This is a genomic window from Marinomonas posidonica IVIA-Po-181 (genome assembly GCF_000214215.1).
In the GTDB taxonomy this organism is placed as follows: Bacteria; Pseudomonadota; Gammaproteobacteria; order Pseudomonadales; family Marinomonadaceae; genus Marinomonas; species Marinomonas posidonica.
On record NC_015559.1, the window covers coordinates 2,403,525 to 2,423,630 of the forward strand.

Annotated in this window: 16 protein-coding genes; 6 read left to right on the forward strand and 10 right to left on the reverse strand. The window is 45.1% G+C overall.

Going from position 1 to position 20,106, the window contains the following annotated elements:
* Positions 1-102 precede the first annotated feature (102 nt).
* Together codA and MAR181_RS11190 are read left to right on the forward strand one after the other, a co-directional pair.
* Positions 103-1,350, forward strand: a complete 1,248-nt coding sequence (gene codA / locus MAR181_RS11185) for a cytosine deaminase (protein WP_013796701.1) — start codon at positions 103-105, stop codon at positions 1,348-1,350.
* A gap of 150 nt (positions 1,351-1,500) precedes the next feature.
* Complete coding sequence (locus tag MAR181_RS11190) at positions 1,501-3,537, forward strand: methyl-accepting chemotaxis protein (protein WP_013796702.1); 2,037 nt, start codon at positions 1,501-1,503, stop codon at positions 3,535-3,537.
* A 4-nt stretch (positions 3,538-3,541) separates the two neighbouring features.
* On the opposite strand, the gene MAR181_RS11195 is transcribed toward MAR181_RS11190, so the two are convergent.
* The 10 genes from MAR181_RS11195 to MAR181_RS11240 form a co-directional block, all read right to left on the reverse strand.
* The gene (locus tag MAR181_RS11195) at positions 3,542-4,513 is read right to left on the reverse strand and encodes a D-2-hydroxyacid dehydrogenase family protein (RefSeq protein WP_013796703.1); all 972 of its coding nucleotides are present in this window, start codon (positions 4,511-4,513) and stop codon (positions 3,542-3,544) included.
* A gap of 179 nt (positions 4,514-4,692) precedes the next feature.
* Positions 4,693-5,868, reverse strand: a complete 1,176-nt coding sequence (gene fadA, locus MAR181_RS11200; RefSeq protein ID WP_013796704.1) for an acetyl-CoA C-acyltransferase FadA — start codon at positions 5,866-5,868, stop codon at positions 4,693-4,695.
* A gap of 27 nt (positions 5,869-5,895) precedes the next feature.
* Complete coding sequence (fadB, locus tag MAR181_RS11205) at positions 5,896-8,046, reverse strand: fatty acid oxidation complex subunit alpha FadB (protein WP_013796705.1); 2,151 nt, start codon at positions 8,044-8,046, stop codon at positions 5,896-5,898.
* An 85-nt stretch (positions 8,047-8,131) separates the two neighbouring features.
* On the reverse strand, positions 8,132-9,061 hold the full coding sequence (locus MAR181_RS11210; RefSeq protein WP_013796706.1) for an electron transfer flavoprotein subunit alpha/FixB family protein: 930 nt from the start codon (positions 9,059-9,061) through the stop codon (positions 8,132-8,134).
* Positions 9,058-9,810: an electron transfer flavoprotein subunit beta/FixA family protein gene (locus MAR181_RS11215; RefSeq protein ID WP_013796707.1), complete on the reverse strand. Its 753-nt coding sequence runs from the start codon at positions 9,808-9,810 to the stop codon at positions 9,058-9,060. The genes MAR181_RS11210 and MAR181_RS11215 overlap by 4 nt, the downstream gene beginning before the upstream one ends.
* Positions 9,811-10,044: 234 nt before the next feature.
* On the reverse strand, positions 10,045-10,797 hold the full coding sequence (locus MAR181_RS11220) for an enoyl-CoA hydratase-related protein (protein WP_013796708.1): 753 nt from the start codon (positions 10,795-10,797) through the stop codon (positions 10,045-10,047).
* Positions 10,794-11,357, reverse strand: a complete 564-nt coding sequence (locus MAR181_RS11225; RefSeq protein ID WP_013796709.1) for a DUF2889 domain-containing protein — start codon at positions 11,355-11,357, stop codon at positions 10,794-10,796. The genes MAR181_RS11220 and MAR181_RS11225 overlap by 4 nt, the downstream gene beginning before the upstream one ends.
* Before the next feature lie 197 nt (positions 11,358-11,554).
* Positions 11,555-13,252 (reverse strand): AMP-binding protein, encoded by a 1,698-nt coding sequence (locus MAR181_RS11230; protein ID WP_013796710.1) that lies wholly within the window; start codon positions 13,250-13,252, stop codon positions 11,555-11,557.
* A 102-nt stretch (positions 13,253-13,354) separates the two neighbouring features.
* A complete protein-coding gene (locus MAR181_RS11235) occupies positions 13,355-13,669 on the reverse strand; it encodes an SCP2 sterol-binding domain-containing protein (RefSeq protein ID WP_013796711.1) in 315 nt (104 codons plus the stop codon).
* A 68-nt stretch (positions 13,670-13,737) separates the two neighbouring features.
* Positions 13,738-15,543: an acyl-CoA dehydrogenase C-terminal domain-containing protein gene (locus MAR181_RS11240; RefSeq protein WP_013796712.1), complete on the reverse strand. Its 1,806-nt coding sequence runs from the start codon at positions 15,541-15,543 to the stop codon at positions 13,738-13,740.
* A gap of 598 nt (positions 15,544-16,141) precedes the next feature.
* On the opposite strand from MAR181_RS11240, the gene MAR181_RS11245 reads away from it, so the two are divergent.
* The 4 genes from MAR181_RS11245 to MAR181_RS11260 all read left to right on the forward strand — a co-directional run bounded on the left by MAR181_RS11245 (position 16,142) and on the right by MAR181_RS11260 (position 20,104).
* Positions 16,142-17,002 (forward strand): TraB/GumN family protein, encoded by an 861-nt coding sequence (locus MAR181_RS11245; protein WP_013796713.1) that lies wholly within the window; start codon positions 16,142-16,144, stop codon positions 17,000-17,002.
* 89 nt (positions 17,003-17,091) lie between these two features.
* Positions 17,092-18,381 carry a flavin-dependent oxidoreductase gene (locus MAR181_RS11250; RefSeq protein ID WP_013796714.1) on the forward strand — a complete coding sequence of 430 codons (1,290 nt, stop codon included), beginning with the start codon at positions 17,092-17,094 and terminating at the stop codon, positions 18,379-18,381.
* A 19-nt stretch (positions 18,382-18,400) separates the two neighbouring features.
* On the forward strand, positions 18,401-18,691 hold the full coding sequence (locus MAR181_RS11255; RefSeq protein ID WP_013796715.1) for a Dabb family protein: 291 nt from the start codon (positions 18,401-18,403) through the stop codon (positions 18,689-18,691).
* A gap of 120 nt (positions 18,692-18,811) precedes the next feature.
* The gene (locus MAR181_RS11260; RefSeq protein ID WP_013796716.1) at positions 18,812-20,104 is read left to right on the forward strand and encodes an NCS2 family permease; all 1,293 of its coding nucleotides are present in this window, start codon (positions 18,812-18,814) and stop codon (positions 20,102-20,104) included.
* Positions 20,105-20,106: the final 2 nt, after the last annotated feature.

Genomic DNA, 20,106 nt, shown 5'->3' on the forward strand with positions numbered 1-20,106 from the left:
ACTGACAAAATGGGCTCCTAGATAGAGCAAATACGCTGTTACCATCATCCTATTGATGGGCTGATAGATAATCACTGCCACAACACGTGACTAAGGACTTTTATGCAGATCATCAATGCGCGTTTACGCCAACGACCAGAACTATTTTCCATTCAAATTGAACAGGGTGTGTTTCACAAAATTGAAGTACAACGTCAAGTAATCAAGGCCACAGCACAACAAATTGATGCCGAACAGAATTTAGTCTGCGCCCCTTTTGTTGAACCCCACATACATCTGGATGCGGCTCTTACCGCTGGCGAGCCTGAGTGGAACCAAAGCGGCACATTATTCGAAGGCATAGAACGTTGGCGACAGCGTAAACCCATGCTGGATGAAGCGGACATTCGCCGCCGCGTATTAGCCACCATTGAATTGCTGGTACAGAATGGCGTTCAGGCGATTCGTACTCATGCGGATACGACCGACCCTACGCTAATTGGCATAAAAACACTGTGTGCCATTCGAGATGAACTGAAAGACAAAATAGACATACAAGTCGTGGCCTTTCCTCAGGATGGCATGTTGTCTTATCCAAATGGGCTGGCGTTAATGGAGCAAGCACTTGAAATTGGTGCCGATGTTGTGGGCGGCATTCCTCATTTTGAATACACCCGAGAATTGGGCGAAGAATCGGTTAAAACCATCATCTCTTTAGCGCGTAAATATGATCGTTTAATCGATGTTCATTGCGATGAAATTGATGACCCTAATTCACGTTTTTTAGAGTTTCTTGCCTACCAAGCGCTACGCTTCGATATGGGAGACAAGGTCACAGCCAGTCACACAACGGCCATGCATTCCTATGACAACGCCTACTGCTCAAAACTCTTCCGATTACTTAAAAATTCCAGCATCAATTTCATTTCTTGTCCGACAGAAAGCATTCACCTTCAAGGTCGTTTTGACACCTTCCCCAAACGTCGAGGCGTCACCAGAGTAAAAGAACTATTAGAAGCCGGCATGAATGTCTGTTTAGGGCAAGATTCCATTTTTGACCCTTGGTATTCATTAGGCAACGGAAAATTATTGCGAACATTGGATTTTGCTCTGCACATCTGCCAAATGATGGGCTATCAGGACTATCGTCAAGCGCTCGATTTGATTACGGATAACAGTGCCAAAACCCTATGCTTAGAAAACTATGGCATCAAAGAAGGCCACCCGGCTAACTTTATTTTGTTAGAAGGCGAAGACGATTACAGCGTCATTCGACGTCAAGGAGAAGTTCTATTATCCATTCGTGAAGGCAAAATCATCATGCAACGACAAGCATCAAAAATAGTAACATTGGATTATCTGATGGATTAAAACAACTCATTACTCATGGCTAAAGAATTGTATAAGCCTTTATTTTTACTAAAATTTACAAATTAAATGAATACAAATTTGGCGTAATACTTCCCTGTTAACCTAGACTATTTTTCGTACAGTCTAAATTTGAAAGTAAAGGGAATCACAATGCGTATTCATTCAATTCGACTAAAAGTTATGATGCCTATCATATCTCTTGCCCTCATTTTAGTGGCGTTATTTCTATTCATGATGTTTATGAGTAATTTTCAAAAACACTCAATGATGGTGCAAACAGAGCATTACTTCGAAGCGATTTCTGAAGTTCTCAATGCCGACCGTGATATATATCAAGCTCGTTTGGCACAAGAGAAATTATATGCAAACGATGGTAACCGAGAAGAAAACTTACAAGATTATGAAGACAACGCCCAGCAAGTTTATGATCGTTTTCAGTTGTATCTAAAACATCTCGAAGACGAGCCAGATGAATTAACCAAGCCTTTCGACACGTTTGAAGCTCTTTATAATCAATGGCTGTCTGCCAGCAATCAATTGGTCGTTACATCACGGGCTCAGGTTACCATCTCACAAGAGTTCCTAGAGCTTGATGAGAAATTCATGGTCATCCGAAACATGTTGGATGAAGCAGGTGAAAATCTAAGAGATCACACTCATGCAATGGAAGAAAAGCATGGCGCTGATCTGGATTTGCAGAATTATATTGAAGCAATAGGCGAAGTACTAAATGCCGACAGGGATCTATATCAGGCGAGACTGAGTCAGCAAAAAATCATTAATGGCGTTGGTAACTTTGAAGAAAACAAACAATTTTTCCGTGAAAATACCCAACAAGCCTTACAGCGTTTCAATACCTACCGTAGCGTTTTAGTCAAAGAGCCTTTTCTCACCAACCCATATCGTGAATTCGATACCTTATTTAATGAGTGGTTACAAGCAAGTGAGACACTTATTGACTCTCCTAATATTGAAACCAAAATTATGCTCTCAGACAGTTTTATGGTAGCGGACAAGACATTTACCGACATTCGAAACCTGCTAGATAATGCCGGCGAAGCGGTCAGAAATTACTCTAGAACGGTTGAAGATGCCACCCAAGAGAAGGTTAAGTTTTACCAAGATATTGCCATGGTTGTCATTGTCATCGCCTTTTTAATTGCCATGGGATTTGGCTACTTCATCCCGCTTAAATTAACAAGAAATATCACGAACATGACCCAGCGCATAAAAGAGATTGCAGAAGGCGATGGTGATTTAACCCAAAAAATTAATTCAGCCTCAAAAGATGAATTAGGAGATTTAGCAGGGGAATTCGATGGGTTTGTGGAACAACTTCGCCTGATTATTGCCAGCATTCATAAACAATCTACCTCACTAGGTAAAATGACTCATGATTTAAAAAGCGCATCAGACGATACCACTCAAATCACCAATACCCTAGCCAACGTTTCGGATTCTATTGTCAGTGCGGGTCACGAAATGAATATGGCCAATCAGCAGATGGAAGATGTCGCTACCGAAACCGCCGCGGAAGCCACAACGTCAACCAACCTGATTCAACAAGGCATTGGAGCCGTCAAAACCTCTCACGATGCGATTGCTGGTTTGATCGGCGATATAGAGGAATCATTAACAAGGGCCAAGGAACTAGAAGAAAGCTCGGAAGCCATTGCATCGGTACTGGAAGTGATTCGCAATATTGCCGAACAAACCAATCTCTTAGCATTGAATGCCGCCATTGAAGCCGCTCGCGCTGGGGAACAAGGAAGAGGCTTTGCCGTGGTTGCCGATGAAGTTCGTACCCTTGCTACCCGTACCCAAGACAGTACCGACGAAATAGAAACCACCATCGATCAACTAAAAGTCAATGTCAAAAAATCCTTGAGTGTCACACAAAGCAGCCGTTCTAATGTGAACAACACGGCCTCTAACTTTGATGAGGTCATTCAAACCTTTGATTCTTTAAAAGAGTCTTTTGATAAGGTTCAAAACATGGCCGCTCAAACCGCACAAGCCACACAGGAGCAATCCACCGTTGCGAATAGCATTAACGAGAATCTCGTGTCATTAAAAGAACAAACAGAAAAAGCGGAAGACATTTCCTCTCTCGTCAGAAACCAGTCAGAGCAAATTTCCAAACTTTATCAGGGGCTCAATAAACAAGTTGGCAGCTTTAAAGTCTAGCCTTCTACCCCATTGCACGACGGACAAGTTGCTGTGGTTTTCCAGCCGCGAACGCCACAGCATTGTCAAAAGCAGCGTTGAAATACAATTCATAGCTGTTTTGCTCAACATAACCAAGATGAGGCGAGCACAATACATTTGGTAAGGTTAACAGGGGTTCATTGTTTTTGTTGGCAGGCTCTTGTTCGTACACATCAAGCGCGGCTTGTTTAGTGGGTGTGGTTGATAACACATCGTATAGAGCACCAGACTCAACCAATTCAGCCCGACTGATATTGACAAACAAGGCGTCGGATTTCATCCTCGCTAAATCGGCTTTTGTGACACAATGCTTAGTAGCATCATGCAAACGCAGATGCAGTGACACTATGTCAGCGGTTTGGAAAAACTCCGCTTTGGTCTGAGCCGCCAACAAGCCGTCGTCTAACGCTTTTTGGCGTGACGATTCACTGCCCCATACCATCACTTGCATGCCAAACACCTTACCAAATTGAGCAATCCTCTGACCGATTTTTCCATAGCCCCAAATACCTAACATTTTGCCATTGAGCACACGCCCTAAGCCCAGCTCTTTGGAAGATTGCCAAACACCCTGCTGGAGTTGACTCACATAAGTCGGTATACGGCGACTCGCTGCCATAATCAACGCCCAACAGAGCTCGGCAGGGGCAACAGGAGAGCCGACACCTTCCGCCACTTCGACGCCATACTGGTGACACAATGCTGGGTCTAAATGATTGCTGACCTTGCCTGTCTGACTAATGAGTTTCAAATTAGGCAAACGCGACAACAGTGTTTCGGTAATAGGCGTTCGCTCACGAATCAACACTAAGATATCCACATCGATCAATTTCGCGACCAACTCGTCTTCATTGAAGGTGTCATTGAAAACCACCACCTGATGATCTTTTAACAAGGCGAAACAGGCCAGATGTTTCACACTGTCTTGATAGTCATCCAATACGGCCATCTTCATACTTAACTCCTTGGTACAAATGTGAACAGACATTTTAATTGGTTATCATGATACAGAAACGCTATAGAGTCACGATGGCGGACCCGTTTACAGGCCAAAAAAAGCCCCACTCAAGGTGGGGCAAAAGACAGAAGTTAGAGATAGATCTTATCGAAGTAGCATTCGATAAGTTATCAGCATCACACTCGCTCGAAGACGGTTGCGATGCCCTGCCCCATGCCGATGCACATGGTAGCAAGCCCGAGTGTTGCGTCTTTATCACGCATCACGTTAAGCAGAGTAGTGGAAATACGTGTACCCGAGCACCCTAGAGGGTGCCCAAGGGCAATCGCACCACCGTTTAGATTGACTTTATCATCAACCAAATCAATCAATTTAAGGTCTTTCAAGACAGGGATAGACTGGGCGGCAAAGGCTTCATTCAATTCCACCATATCGATATCATCGATGGTCAAACCAGCGCGCTTCAGTGCTTTTTTAGTCGCTGGTACTGGGCCATAACCCATGATCGCCGGATCACAACCCGCCACCGCCATGCTACGTACTTTGGCAATTGGCGTTAGACCCAAGTCTTGTGCTTTTTGTGCGGACATCATCAACATAGCCGATGCCCCATCCGACAAAGCGGAAGAAGTACCCGCGGTTACCGTACCCACTTTCGGCATGAATACAGGCTTCAACCCGCCAAGAGATTCCATCGAGGTTTCTGGACGGATCACCTCATCTACCTCGACTAAGATTTTATTGCCATCCGCGTCATGACCTTCAATGGCGACAAGCTCATTGTCAAAACGTCCTTGCAAGGTGGCCTCGTGCGCCAATCGATGTGAACGGACCGCAAATGCATCTTGCGCTTCGCGGCTCACACCGTGCATTTTACCCAACATTTCCGCTGTCACACCCATCATCATGGACGCTTTCGCCATGTGCTTAGACAGAGCCGGGTTCACATCGACACCATGCATCATGCCAACATGACCCATGTGCTCAACACCCCCCACAACAAACACATCACCTTGGCCCGTCATAATCGCTTGAGCCGCCGTGTGAATTGCAGACATTGATGAACCACACAAACGGTTAACAGTTTGTGCCGCTGACGTAATCGGCAAACCCGCTAACAAAGATACCGCTCGGGCCATGTTAAAACCTTGCTCTAGGGTCTGGTTGACACACCCCCAAATTAAATCTTCAACGTCTTTTGGGTCCACGTTAGGGTTACGCTTGAACAAAGCTTTTACTAAGCCTGCAGATAAATTTTCAGCTCGCACATTACGAAATACACCATTTTTGGATTTACCCATAGGTGATCGAACTGCGTCGATGATGACGACATCGTTTGGATTCAGTTTCATGGAAATTCTCCTCTATCCTTTGGGCAATTAAGCGCTGTAGTAAGTTTCGTTGTTTTTCGCCATTTCACGCATGTTTGCGGTTGGCTCGTACAACTTACCTAAGTGGCTGTATTTATCTGCAAGGTCACAAAATGCTTGCAGTCCCATTTGATCCAAGTAGTGCATAGCACCACCCAAGTATGGAGGGAACCCGATACCATAAATTAAGCCCATGTCCGCTTCTGCGGCAGAGGACACAATGTTTTCTTCTACACAACGAACCGTTTCAATACACAGCGGAATCATCATGCGAGCAATAATATCTTCTTCTGTTAACTCAGTTTTTGAGGCCACGATTGGGGCCAACAAAGCATTAATGTCATCGTTAAAGATTTTCTTTGGTTTGCCTTTACGGTCCGGCTCATAGGTGTAGAAACCTTTGCTATTTTTCTGACCGAATCGCTCAAGTTCAAACAAACGATCAACCGCATTCTTACCGTCATGTTTCATACGATCAGGGAAGCCTTCTGCCATCACTTGATCTGCATGAAAAGCAGTATCCACTCCAACGACGTCCAACAGATATGCAGGGCCCATAGGCCAACCGAAACGCTCCATTGTCTTATCGACAACTTGGAAATCGGCCCCTTCCTGCATCATCAAAGAGAATCCAGCGAAGTAAGGGAATAAGACACGGTTCACAAGGAAACCAGGGCAATCATTAACCACTACTGGGGTTTTCCCCATGGCTTGCGCGTAAGCAACTGTCTGAGCGATTGCTTTATCGCTGGTTTTTTCACCGCGAATCACTTCCACTAACGGCATACGGTGAACTGGGTTAAAGAAGTGCATGCCACAGAAGTTTTCTGGGCGTTTAAGATCCTTCGCTAATTCAGTAATGGAAATGGTCGACGTGTTCGAGGTCAAAATAGCCTCATCCGTAATCTTGGATTCCACTTCGGCCAACACAGATTTCTTGATGTTGACGTTTTCGACAACCGCTTCCACCACCAAATCAACCTGTTCAAATTCACCATAGCTTAACGCTGGCACGATGCCATTCATGGCTTTAAAGGCTTTGTCAGCCGTCAGGCGACCACGTTCTACTTGACCATTGAAAAGTTTATTGGCTTCGCTCAAACCAAGATCAAGAGCATCTTGGCGAATGTCTTTCATGATAATGGGCGTACCTTTCGAAGCGGATTGATACGCCACACCGCCTCCCATGATACCGGCACCCAACACGGCGGCTTGCTTAACCGGTGTGGCATGTTTCGAGACCTTGCCAGCCACTTTCTTAATGGCTTGATCGCTCAAGAATAGAGTCACCAAAGATTTCGCAACAGGCCCTTTAGCCAACTTGATAAAGCCTTTGATTTCAATCTCAAGGGCTTTTTCCATGCTTTGGCTAATGCCTTTCTCAATGGTTTTAATGGCTGCCATTGGCGCTGGATAATGCTTACCAGCTTTTGCTCCGACCACCCCACGAACCGATTCGAAAATCATCATTTTCTCGATTGGGGTAAATTCCATCGGCGCACGCAATTCATCACGACGCGCTTTGTAATCCAGTTTGCCCTCTATCACCTGCTGTACTAGGTGACGAGCAGACGCCTGTACTTTATCTGCAGCAACGACCGCATCAACAGCACCGTCTTTGAGAGCGTCAGCACTGCGTTTTTGAGCACCGCCACAAATCCACTCACATGCGTTATCCACCCCAATTAGACGTGGTAAACGAACCGTACCACCCCAACCTGGGTAAATACCTAACTGAGTTTCAGGAAGACCGATTTTCGCGGAATCGGCCATCACACGATAGTCACAGGACAGCACCAACTCCATACCGCCCCCTAACGCGATGCCATTGATGGCGGCAACCGTTGGGCAAGCTAAATTTGAGATATCATTAAAGATGTTATGAACATCACGCAATTTGTCAGTCAAATCGTCATCGTTCAACTTAAACCAAGAAGTAAATTCTGTGATGTCCGCGCCCACCACGAAAACGTCTTTTGCACTGGCAAACACCACGCCTTTTAGATCATCTATCTGCTTAACTGTATCAACCGCAGTTGCCAATTCACTCAATGTCAGACTGTTAAATTTATTAACCGACTCACCGGCTAAATCCAGAGTGACCGTAGCCACACCGGCATCATCGACTGCAACCTTGACTGCTTGTCCTTCGAAAATCATGCTGGTCTCCAATTATTTTTATTATGACCACGAGGCGCAGCGCACCTCATAGCCCGATTTAATACGTTACCTATGGCGCCAATGCTTATAGGTTAGTTTCTAGTTCAGGAACGGCTTCAAATAAATCGGCCACCAGACCGTAATCCGCCACCTGAAAAATTGGCGCTTCTTCGTCTTTATTGATCGCGACAATGACTTTCGAGTCTTTCATGCCCGCCAAATGCTGAATCGCACCGGAAATACCCACAGCAATGTATAGGTCTGGCGCGACCGTTTTACCCGTTTGACCAACTTGCAAGTCATTGGGTACAAAGCCAGCATCAACCGCCGCACGAGAGGCACCAACGGCGGCGCCAAGTTTGTCAGCAACCCCATCAAGTAGCTTGAAGTTATCGCCATTCCCCATGCCTCGACCACCAGAAATCACCACTTTCGCAGCGGTTAACTCAGGACGATCAGACTCGGCTAATTCTTCTTTTACAAAACGACTTTTGTCTGCGGCAATAACCTGAGACAGTACTTCTCGTTCAGCACTGCCACCTTCAGCTGCGACCGCATCAAACCCAGTCGCACGAACTGTCATGACTTTGACGGAATCAGACGATTTAACCGTGGCGATGGCATTACCTGCATATATAGGACGAACGAAAGTATCTGCCGATTCCACTTTAATCACATCCGACAACTGAGCCACATCAAGCAAGGCGGCAACACGAGGTAAGGTATTTTTGCCCGTTGTTGTCGCTGGCGCCAAGATGTGCGTGTAACCGGCTGCCACTTCAACGATTAATTTAGACGTGTTTTCCGCCAATTGGTGCTCATAAACTTGATTGTCTGCAACCAAGACATTTGCCACACCTGCTACCGCAGCCGCTTGTTCAACCACAGTCTGGCATTCAAACCCTGCGACTAAAATATGTACGTCCCCACCAATTTGCGAAGCCGCTGATACCGTATTCAATGTAGCTGGCTTCAAAGATTGATTGTCGTGTTCTGCGATCACTAAAATACTCATGACACCACCTTCGCTTCATTCTTCAGTTTGTCGACCAACTCAGAGACAGAGCCCACTTTGATACCGCCCGCTCGTTCTGCTGGCGGTGTCACAGAAACCACACTGACATTAGACACAAGCTCAATGCCTAAATCCGCAGGCGTTTTAACATCCAACGGCTTTCTTTTTGCTTTCATAATATTTGGCAGTGAAGCAAAACGTGGCTCATTCAAGCGTAAATCTGTCGTCACTACAGCAGGCAAGGTAACCGCCAATGTTTGTAGACCACCGTCAATTTCACGAGTAACTTGCGCCTCACCGTTTTCAATCACCACCTCAGATGCGAAAGTCGCTTGTGGATAATCCAATAGTGCCGCTAACATTTGACCGGTCTGATTATTATCAGAATCGATCGCTTGCTTACCCATAATAATCAAATCCGCTTCTTCTTGTTGCGCCACTTTAGACAATAGCTTGGCAACAGAAAGTGAATCTACATCCTCTTCAGCTTCCACTTGAATCGCACGATCAGCACCCAGTGCTAAAGCTGTTCGTAACGTTTCTTGGCAAGCTTTCGAACCGATAGAAACCGCCACAACTTCCGTTGCAATTCCTTTCTCTTTCAGGCGAATGGCTTCTTCCACGGCAATTTCACAGAAGGGATTCATAGACATTTTGACATTTGTCAGATCGACCGCTGTATGGTCGGCTTTGACACGAACTTTGACGTTGTAGTCAATGACTCGTTTAACAGATACTAGGATTTTCATAAGTCCCTCATATTTATTATTTTCTTGCTATCTATAGTAGTTTGAGAGCAATTTTCATCAATAACAAAAAAGCGCCAGTTAACTAACAAAAATATTCAAGAGGATAATTTTAAAGCGTTTCCAGTTGTTTACGCCCTTTGAGTTTAGACCGAATTTAGCAAAACAAATGGCAAATACTGTAGAAACAAAAAAGCCCCACCAAAAGGTGAGGCTCATAGACACACAAATAACCGTTTATTTATTGCGCGATAAGAAAGATGAGAACGCTTGATAAGCTTCTTTTGATTTTAATCTATCCTTGAAAATCCGTCCTTCTCGCATCAAAGCCATTTGCACATTATCTTGCGCTTTATGCTTAAGCAAGTCTTTACTAAGAGACACGGCTTCCACTGGTAACGCGGCAATTTTCTGGACATAGCGTTGCGCCACTTTAAAGGCTTCACCAGGTTCACATAAATGATTGATCAAGCCCATAGCTTTGGCTTCTTCAGACTCAACAAAATCCCCTAAGATCAAAATTTCAAAGGCTTTTTGGTGTCCAACTAATTGTGGCAAAAGATAACTTGATGCCGCCTCAGGCACCAACCCCAACTGCACAAATGGAAATTGCAATTTAGCATGCCGTGACGCCACCACCATATCACAATGCAATAACATGGTAGCGCCGACACCGACAGCTCGTCCTTCAACCCCGGCAATTAAAGGTTTTTGATAACGCGTCAACATTTGCAAAAACGCCATAATGGCTTCCATCTTATCTGGTGTTTGTGCAATGTGAAGAAACTCATTAATGTCATTACCCGAGGAAAAATCTGGACCAGCCCCATAAATCATGCTGGCTTTTATCTCAGCATTGCTCTGAGCAGACTGCAAAGCGTGCGTTAATGCTTGATACATCTCAAGGGTAATGGCGTTTTTCTTATCCACTCGATTTAAACAGATGTATTGAATACCGGATTCAATGCTTTCAGTAACAAATTCACTCATGACTGAACCTCCTCAGAAGGCAATGTTAACACTTGTTCATCTACAAGCTTTTGCACCATAGGGCCATCATCTGACCAACCCTGACATGTATTAACCAATTGCTTAACAGCCATGGGCACTTTACTTGGGTATTTTTCACTGAGTGGTTGCCACATAGTTTGAAAAGCCGTTGTCGCCGCAACAGGAAACAATTCAAGCACATGAGTACAGCCCACTTTGCCATTAAAGGTTTGTTTCAACCAACGATTCCAACCTGCACCAATGCGAGTGCCTTTAATCACATCAAAGCTTGGCACTGCCCCACCACAACCGGGAAAAGGAAACGCATCCATCGACACTGAGACGTCTTTTATTAAAAAGCTGTCGTCCAATGTCAAACGAACACTGATATCATGAAATGGACTACCCTGTAGCACAATACTGCCATCAAATTCACGGAAAACGTCTTGGGTTTTGAGGTCTTGCATATTCGCCTCAACCTCCCATAAACCATCATCACGTAAAAAACCAAAAGACTCGATACGACGTCGATGTACTAACTGGCGTTTCATCTGCGTCATGGTTCTCTCCTAGGAAAGACAATTGGAAAGGCTTTGACGGTGACTTTCTATTAGAGCTTGTAAACTATTAGAACTTGCAAACAGACACTAATAAAAAGTCCGAATCCAAAAACACAGATTTAAATGTGTTCTTGTGCGCGAATTTACCCACAAAGATTTCGAGGAAAATACGCACTCAACCGTCAAAGGTAGCTAAATTAGCTTGCCATTTCTTCTTCTCGAAGGGCGCGGCGCAATACTTTACCGACATTGGTTTTCGGCAGCTCGGTACGTACTTCAATGTGTTTCGGCACCTTGTAAGCAGCTAAATGCTCTTTGCAGAACACTCGCAGGGCATTAATGTCAATCGACTCACCAGCTTTCATCACCACATAGGCTTTCACCGCCTCACCTGTTTTATCATCTGGCACACCAATCGCAGCGGATTCCAAGATAGCGGGATGAGACGAAATACAATCTTCGACTTCGGTTGGGTAAACGTTAAAACCAGACACTATGATCATGTCTTTGGCACGGTCCACAATCTGCAAGTAACCATCTTCATGCTGCATCGCAATGTCGCCGGTAATCAAGAAACCATCTTCGGTCATCACTTCACGTGTTGCTTCTTCGCGATTCCAATAGCCCTTCATCACCTGAGGTCCACGCACGCACAACATACCAGATTCACCTTGTGGTAAAGCTTCGCCATTGTCACCTTGAATCTTGATATCAGTCTCACCAACAGGCAAACCGATCGTGCCAATTCGCTCTTCTCCAATTGGGTTAAATGACACAACCGGTGAGGTTTCTGTCAAACCATAACCTTCCACCACTTGGCAACCTGTCATACGCTTCCATTCATCGGCAGCAGCATGCGTCAGAGGCATACCACCAGAACAGGTAAGTTTCAGATTAGAAAAGTCCAAAGCACGGAAATCATCACGATTACACAGACCAACAAAAAGCGTGTTAAGCCCAACAAAACCTGTAAATTTCCACTTCTTAAGCTCAGACACAAACCCAGGTAAATCACGCGGATTGGGGATCAATACACTGTGGGCACCGCTCTGTAACAAGGTCAAGCCATGAATCAAAAAGGCGTAAATATGATACAAAGGCAAAGGGGCAATATAGGTCTCAACTCGCTCCTCAACGATCGACTCTAAGCGCGAACCCAGCTGATACATGTTGGCGATGAGGTTGGCGTTGGTTAACATCGCGCCTTTCGCAACCCCTGTGGTACCACCGGTATATTGCAGAACCGCAATGTGTTGCGGCGTCACCGGCACTTTTGAAACTGGTTTACCATGACCTTTCGCCAACACCTCATTCAATGAGAGCGCGGATGGAATATCGTAAGCTGGAACCATTTTTTTGACGTATTTAACAATGGAATTCACCAACACCCGCTTAATCGGTGAATGTAAATCGGCAATTTCGGTAATGATGACGTGCTTGATAGAGGTTTTTGCAAGAATTTTTTCAACGTTGCTTGCCACATTGGCACACAAAACTAAGGCTTTCACACCCGCATCATTAAACTGGTGTTCTAGTTCTTTTGGCGTGTATAAAGGATTGGTGTTTACCACAACCAAACCCGCTTTCATTGCGCCAAATAGCACAATTGGGTATTGGATGATGTTAGGTAATTGGATGGCAATTCGATCACCAGGAGACAAGTCGGTATCGTTTTGCAGATACGCCGCGAACGCATCCGACTTTTCATTCAACTCTCGGTAAGTAATGGTGCGACCGACACTTGTGAAAGCGGGTAAGTCCGAATATTTATCAACCGCTAGGGCCAATACATCGGTGAGGCCTTGATAGCCATTAGGATTAAGCGAGTCTGGTAAATAACTACCTGGCACTTTCTCGTTATCTGCGTTGTTATCTAGAGAAGTATCCATTGTCATAAAAAGCTCCAGTTGTTTTTTTTATGTTGGAGAGTAATCAAATGCAAAAGCCCAACTACAGTCTAGCAGTTGAGCCTTAAGAAGGTTCCGCAAAGTTTCGACTTACTGAGGAAATATTTGCGTCAACTTAGTGGCTAGCATGATGTCTCCATCTGCACGAATTTTACCCTGCATAAAGGCTTGCATGCCATCTAATTCACCACTCATTACATCTTTCAGAGTTTCCAGATCCATGCTCAAGGTCACGGTTGGATCGTCATGTTCGCCTTCACCCATTTCACACTTTCCATCTTCAACACTTAAGTGATAGTTGTCCGCATCATCTAAGTCAAATTGAAAGACCGCTTCCATATCATCCGCTTCATCCGCATCAAAACGGCCCAACATGGAATCAAAAACAGCTTTAGCTTCGCTCATAACACACCTCGTTCAACATTCTATTTATCAGGCGCACCACACTTCATGGTGCGCCATTTTGTTATTCATTAAGCATTTAGGAATAAGAAATTATCTTCTTCCATCGCCAGTAGATTGTCAGCACCTGACAACATGGCTTCAGCATGCGCTTTGGTACGTGGCAAAATACGTTCGTAGTAGAAGGTCGCCGTTTGCAATTTTGCGGTGTAGAAACCCACCTCGTCCGTACCTTCTGCTAGTTTGGTTCTCGCTGTAACAGCCATACGCGCCCAGAAGTAAGCTAAAACAACGTAACCAGAGAACATTAAATAATCCACTGACGCGGCCCCCACTTCTTCTTTGTTACGCATCGCTTTCATACCAATCTTCATGGTGACATCACCCCACTCACTGTTGAGTTTATCCAATGCCGTGATGTAAGACTTAAAGCGTTTGTCACCTTTGTGCTCTTTACAGAACTTATGAACTATCTTAGTAAATCGACGAAGAGTTGCACCTTGAGTCATCAAAACTTTTCGACCTAAAAGATCCAACGCCTGAATACCGGTTGTGCCTTCATAAAGCATAGAGATACGGCAATCACGTACATTTTGCTCCATCCCCCATTCAGCAATAAAACCATGACCACCGAACACTTGTAGACCCTGGTTAGCCGCCTCGAAACCCGTTTCCGTTAGGAAGGCTTTCGCAATCGGCGTCAACAAAGACATTAGTTCATCGGCTTCCGCTTTTTCGTCGTCGGTACCATGTTTGGTGCTATCAACCAACATAGAACAGTAATGAATCAACGCTCGTCCACCTTCTGCGAAGGCTTTCTGAGTTAACAGCATACGACGTACATCTGGGTGAACAATAATCGGATCAGCCGCTTTTTCCGGCGCTTTAGGGCCAGACAAAGAACGCATTTGCAAACGATCTTTAGCATAGGCTACGGAATTCTGTAGCGCCCATTCAGAATGTGCCAAACCTTGCATGGCCGTACCAAGACGAGCCGTATTCATAAAGGTAAACATGCAGTTCAGGCCACGGTTTGGTGGCCCAATTAGGAAACCGGTCGCTCCATCAAAGTTCATCACACAAGTGGCATTACCATGAATCCCCATTTTGTGTTCAATGGAACCACAAGATACTTGGTTTTTATCGGCTTTCTCGCCAGATGCATCAACATTGAATTTCGGCACGATGAATAAAGAGATACCTTTCGTGCCGGCAGGTGCATCAGGCAAACGAGCCAATACAATATGGACTATATTGTCTGCCATATCGTGCTCACCCGCTGAGATAAAGATTTTTGTGCCACTGATGGCGTAACTGCCATCTTCTTTTGGTTCCGCTTTGGTTTTCAACATGCCAAGATCTGTACCACAATGTGGTTCAGTCAAACACATGGTACCTGTCCATTCACCTGATACCAGTTTGCTTAAATAGGTTTGTCTTTGCTCTTCTGTGCCATGTTGCTCAATGGTATTCATCGCACCATGACTCAAGCCTGGGTACATGCCCCAAGACCAGTTCGCTGTGGCAATCATTTCCGTTACCAACATACCTAAAGAATCAGGCAAACCTTGACCACCCATGTCTTCAGGGTGAGACAAAGATGGCCAACCACCTTCAACGTATTGCTGGTATGCTTCTTTGAAACCTTCTGGTGTGGTGACGTCACCATCATTGAATTGACAACCTTGCTGATCACCAACACGGTTTAAAGGAGAGAGAACACGCTCCGCAAACTTAGCACCTTCTTCAAGAATCGCTGACACCATATCCGGCGTCGCCTCTTCGGCACCAGGCAATTTTGCGTAATGTCCGTAAATATCCAGAACTTCTTCTGTCACAAATTTGATGTCGCGCAAGGGCGCTTTATATTCAGGCATGGCCTATGACCTCTTATTGTTTTTGTTGGAACAGTTCCAAAATGAACTCTTTCTATACTAGAAAGAGTCGTCTATAACGCCCATTCTCTCAATAACAAAAGATGCCAAAGTTAATGACAAAATACACCAAGTCATGATTTGTGGATTATTCCTATCTTATCAAACAGGCTTACAACCCATAAAAAATTAAAATAAACAGATAATTTTCAATAGGTTAAAGACACCTCCCAGTAATAAAAGAACGAACATTCAAAGTAAAAAGCAATAGAGAGAGTCTCCGCCCCAACACTAACATTGATCACCACACCTTACCGCCACTCGATACTTTGTTATCGGTTTATCATCAGTGTCATCCCATAAAAACAACGAATGAAGGAATAAGGAAACACCAAGATGAAACTTTCCCCCACTACTCTATACTGTAAAATTCGCGTATTAAGGAAGGTGCGAATAAGCCTTCTGAACGTCAGTCTTATCAGAGAAACTGTCTATCAAGGCAAGAGTGAGCAGGAAGGTAAATACCTTCCCTAGATGGTGACCTGAAGTTCAGCAGACTTATTCGTATCCCCCTTCACCTTAAAGACAGATCAGACATGCTATGAACACCTTAAAACACAGTACTCTAACCTTATTAGCCACGCTTGGATTACAGGCAGAAGCGGCTTCCGTTTGGAAAGTATCCAATGCGACCAACAGCCTCTATTTAGGTGGAACGATTCATGTGTTAAGTGCCTCAGATTATCCATTGCCAGTGGCTTATGACCAAGCTTACACGGCATCCGATCAGGTCGTATTTGAAACTGACATAATGGCATTAAGCCAACCCAGTTTTCAGCAAAAACTTCAATATACAATGACCTATTCTGATGACACAAAAATTCACCATGTTCTAGACAAGCCAACCTATCTCAACCTCTTTCAATATCTCCAATCAAGAGGCATTCAAAGCGAAACCATTGAACATTTTAAACCCAGCGGCCTCTCTCTTTTACTCAGTATGCAAGAATTACAGCGACTTGGTATGAACAGTATAGGGGTCGATGCGTTTTATGCCGAAAAAGCCCAACAGGATAATAAAATACAAGCTTGGCTAGAAACACCGGACGAGCAAATTCGCATTCTCAGCAGCCTCAATCAAATTGACCCAAATGACTTGATCAATTACACCCTTGAGGACATAGGAGGCATGGCAGAATCACTGCAAGCTCTAAAACAAAGCTGGCGCGATGGTCACTTAGAGAAACTTGCGAAACTGGAATTGATCGAACTTCAACAAGATTATCCTGCCATTTATCACACCCTCATAACCGAACGAAATCGGGGTTGGCTAACTCAGATAGAACACCTGATCAGCACACCGGAAACTGAATTTATCATGGTCGGCGCTTTGCATTTAGCAGGACCTGACAGCCTATTATTGAGCTTAAGAAATAAAGGCTATCGGATCGAACAGCTCTGACTATCCGCAACAGAAGGAATAAGATTGTATCCCGCTGCAGGGTTAGGGATAATAACCGTTTAAAATAAAAACTGTGGACCGCAACAACTATGACAGCCAATAACAAAAAGCCGATCTTAATCGCCGGAGGCGGCATTGGCGGCTTAAGCCTTGCCCTAACACTTCACCAAATTGGCGTACCTTGCCTAGTACTTGAATCCGTGGCGGAACTCAAACCACTCGGCGTCGGCATTAACATACAGCCCAACGCCGTACGTGAACTCTATGACATGGGCTTAGATCAAAGTTTACTGGATACCATAGGTATACCAACAAAAGAATGGGCCCTAGTAGGATTAAACGGCAAACAAGTCTACAGCGAGCCACGAGGCATCGAGGCTGGATATCATTGGCCTCAATACTCAGTGCATAGAGGCGAACTGCAAATGTTGCTCTATCGCTCAGTGCTAGAACGATTGGGTGAAGACGCTGTCCTAACGGGACATAAAGTAACGTCTTATCAAAATACCCAAGACGGCGTGGTTGCTACTATTAGCACGTCTTCTGGTGAACAAATTGAAATGGAAGGCGCCCTATTAATCGCCGCGGATGGTCTACACTCTGCCGTCAGAGCTCAAATGTATCCGCAACAACCGCCCATACATTGGGGCGGCGCAGTAATGTGGCGCGGAACCACTCAGGCCAAACCAATCCGAACTGGTGCTTCTTTCGTTGGTTTGGGAACACACCACCACCGCGTTGTCTTTTACCCCATCACGCCCGCCGACCCCATTACCGGACTGGCAACCATTAATTGGATTGCCGAAGTGACCATGGACAATTCTGAGGGTTGGACCAGTGGGGATTGGAATAAGAAAGTCGAATTGCAAGACTTTATCCATCACTTCGAGGGTTGGGATTATGATTGGGTGGACATTCAGGGACTATTACGTGGCGCTAAAGAAGTATTTGAATACCCAATGATCGACAGAGACCCAGTACCGAGTTGGGTCGATCAACACGTCGTATTAATGGGCGATGCCGCACACATCATGTACCCAACAGGCTCAAATGGTGCCAGCCAAGCCATTGTTGATGCGCGTGAACTCGGCGCTTCCATCTTACAATTTGGTGTCACCCCTGCTGCGTTAAGTGATTTCAATGACCGTTTGTGTGCTGATATTTCAGCCGTCGTTTTGCGTAACCGTGGCGCTGGCCCATTTGTCATTCTGAATGAGCTAGACAAGCGTTGTGCAGGTCACTTCGATAATATAGAAGACGTCTTCCCTGCCGCAGAACGCCAAGAACTGATGGCGAAATACAAAGCCGCCGCAGGTTACGCCATGGAAGCCCTTAACACAGCGCCACCAACCATTAACTTAAGCCAAAAAGCGTCTTAATCTAGGAGCCTAATACATCATGCTGCAGCATCATGTTTTCATCAAATATCAAGAAGGTACCAGCGCGGAACACATCGACACCTTTCAACAGAAAATGTTGGCATTAAAAGATTGTATTGCCGAAATTCAGCAATTAGAAATTGGCGTTGATGAACTTCACCAAGCTCGTAGTTGGGATCTGATTCTAAACATGCAATTTCAGTCCATTGAAGATTTACAAGTCTATCAAAAGCACCCTGAGCACCAAGCGGTTATGGCGTTTAATGGCCCTAAAGTAGCTGAAGTGGGTGCCATCGACTTCCATAAATAGTCTTTTACCTCTTGTGCAGCCAATATTTTTTCAATATTGACTGCACAAGTCGGCCTTATTTTTTTATACTAGCGCCGTTTTCAAACCCTCAAATCTATAAACTACAATTAAGGCAAATCAATGCTTGAACGTTTATTTCAACTAAAAGCACATAATACAAGCGTGCGTAACGAAGTCGTTGGCGGTATTACCACCTTCCTAACCATGGCTTACATTATCTTTGTAAACCCATCAATTCTAGCGCAAGCTGGCATGGACCAAGGCGCCGTTTTCGTGGCTACCTGTCTGGCGGCGGCGATTGGCTGTCTGATCATGGGCCTATATGCAAACTACCCCATCGCGATGGCACCTGGCATGGGGCTAAACGCGTTCTTCACTTATGGTGTTGTGTTAGGCATGGGATACTCTTGGGAACAAGCACTGGGTGCCGTCTTCCTATCAGGTGTGTTATTCATCATCATCAGTATATTCCGAATTCGTGAATGGGTGATCAATGCGATTCCGTCTTCACTAAAACTCGGCATTGCGGCTGGTATTGGCCTTTTCTTAGCGATGATCGCTTTGCAAAACTCTGGCATCATCATCAAAAACCCAGCAACAATGGTTTCCTTGGGTGACCTCGCCTCACCATCGGCTATTTATGGTCTACTTGGCTTCTTCGTAATCTGTGCTTTGTCCTACTTAAATGTCACTGGTGCGGTCATGATTGGCATTTTGCTGGTGACCATCTTATCCATGCTGTTCGGCCAAAACGAATTTGGTGGATTAGTTTCTGCTCCACCATCCATTGCGCCAACTTTCCTAGCGATGGACATTGAAGGCGCATTCCAAATCAGCATGTTAAGTGTGATTTTCGCTTTCTTCTTCGTCGATCTTTTTGACACATCAGGCACACTCATTGGCGTTGGTCAACGTGGTGGACTGCTAAACAAAGATGGTAATCTACCCCGTCTAAAGAAAGCCCTATTGGCTGACTCAACGGCCACAGTCGCTGGTGCTGCTTTGGGTACATCATCCACAACCAGTTACATTGAAAGTGCATCTGGTGTCGCCGCTGGTGGCCGTACAGGCCTTACTGCTGTTGTGGTCGCGGCACTCTTCCTACTGAGCTTATTCTTTGCTCCTTTAGCAGGCTCAATTCCAGCCTATGCAACGGCAGGGGCTTTAATGTACGTTGCTGTGCTTATGACAAGCAGTCTCGCGCACGTTGAATGGGATGACATTTCTGAGGCGGCTCCAGTTCTAATCGCAGCCTTCACTATGCCACTCACCTACTCCATCGCTGACGGCATTGCTTTGTCTTTCATCAGTTACGCTGTGATCAAGTTACTATCCGGTCAAGGCAAGCAAGTCAGCTTGGCCGTGTATGCACTGGCTGCTTTGTTTATCGCTAAGTTTTTTATCTTCGTATAAAG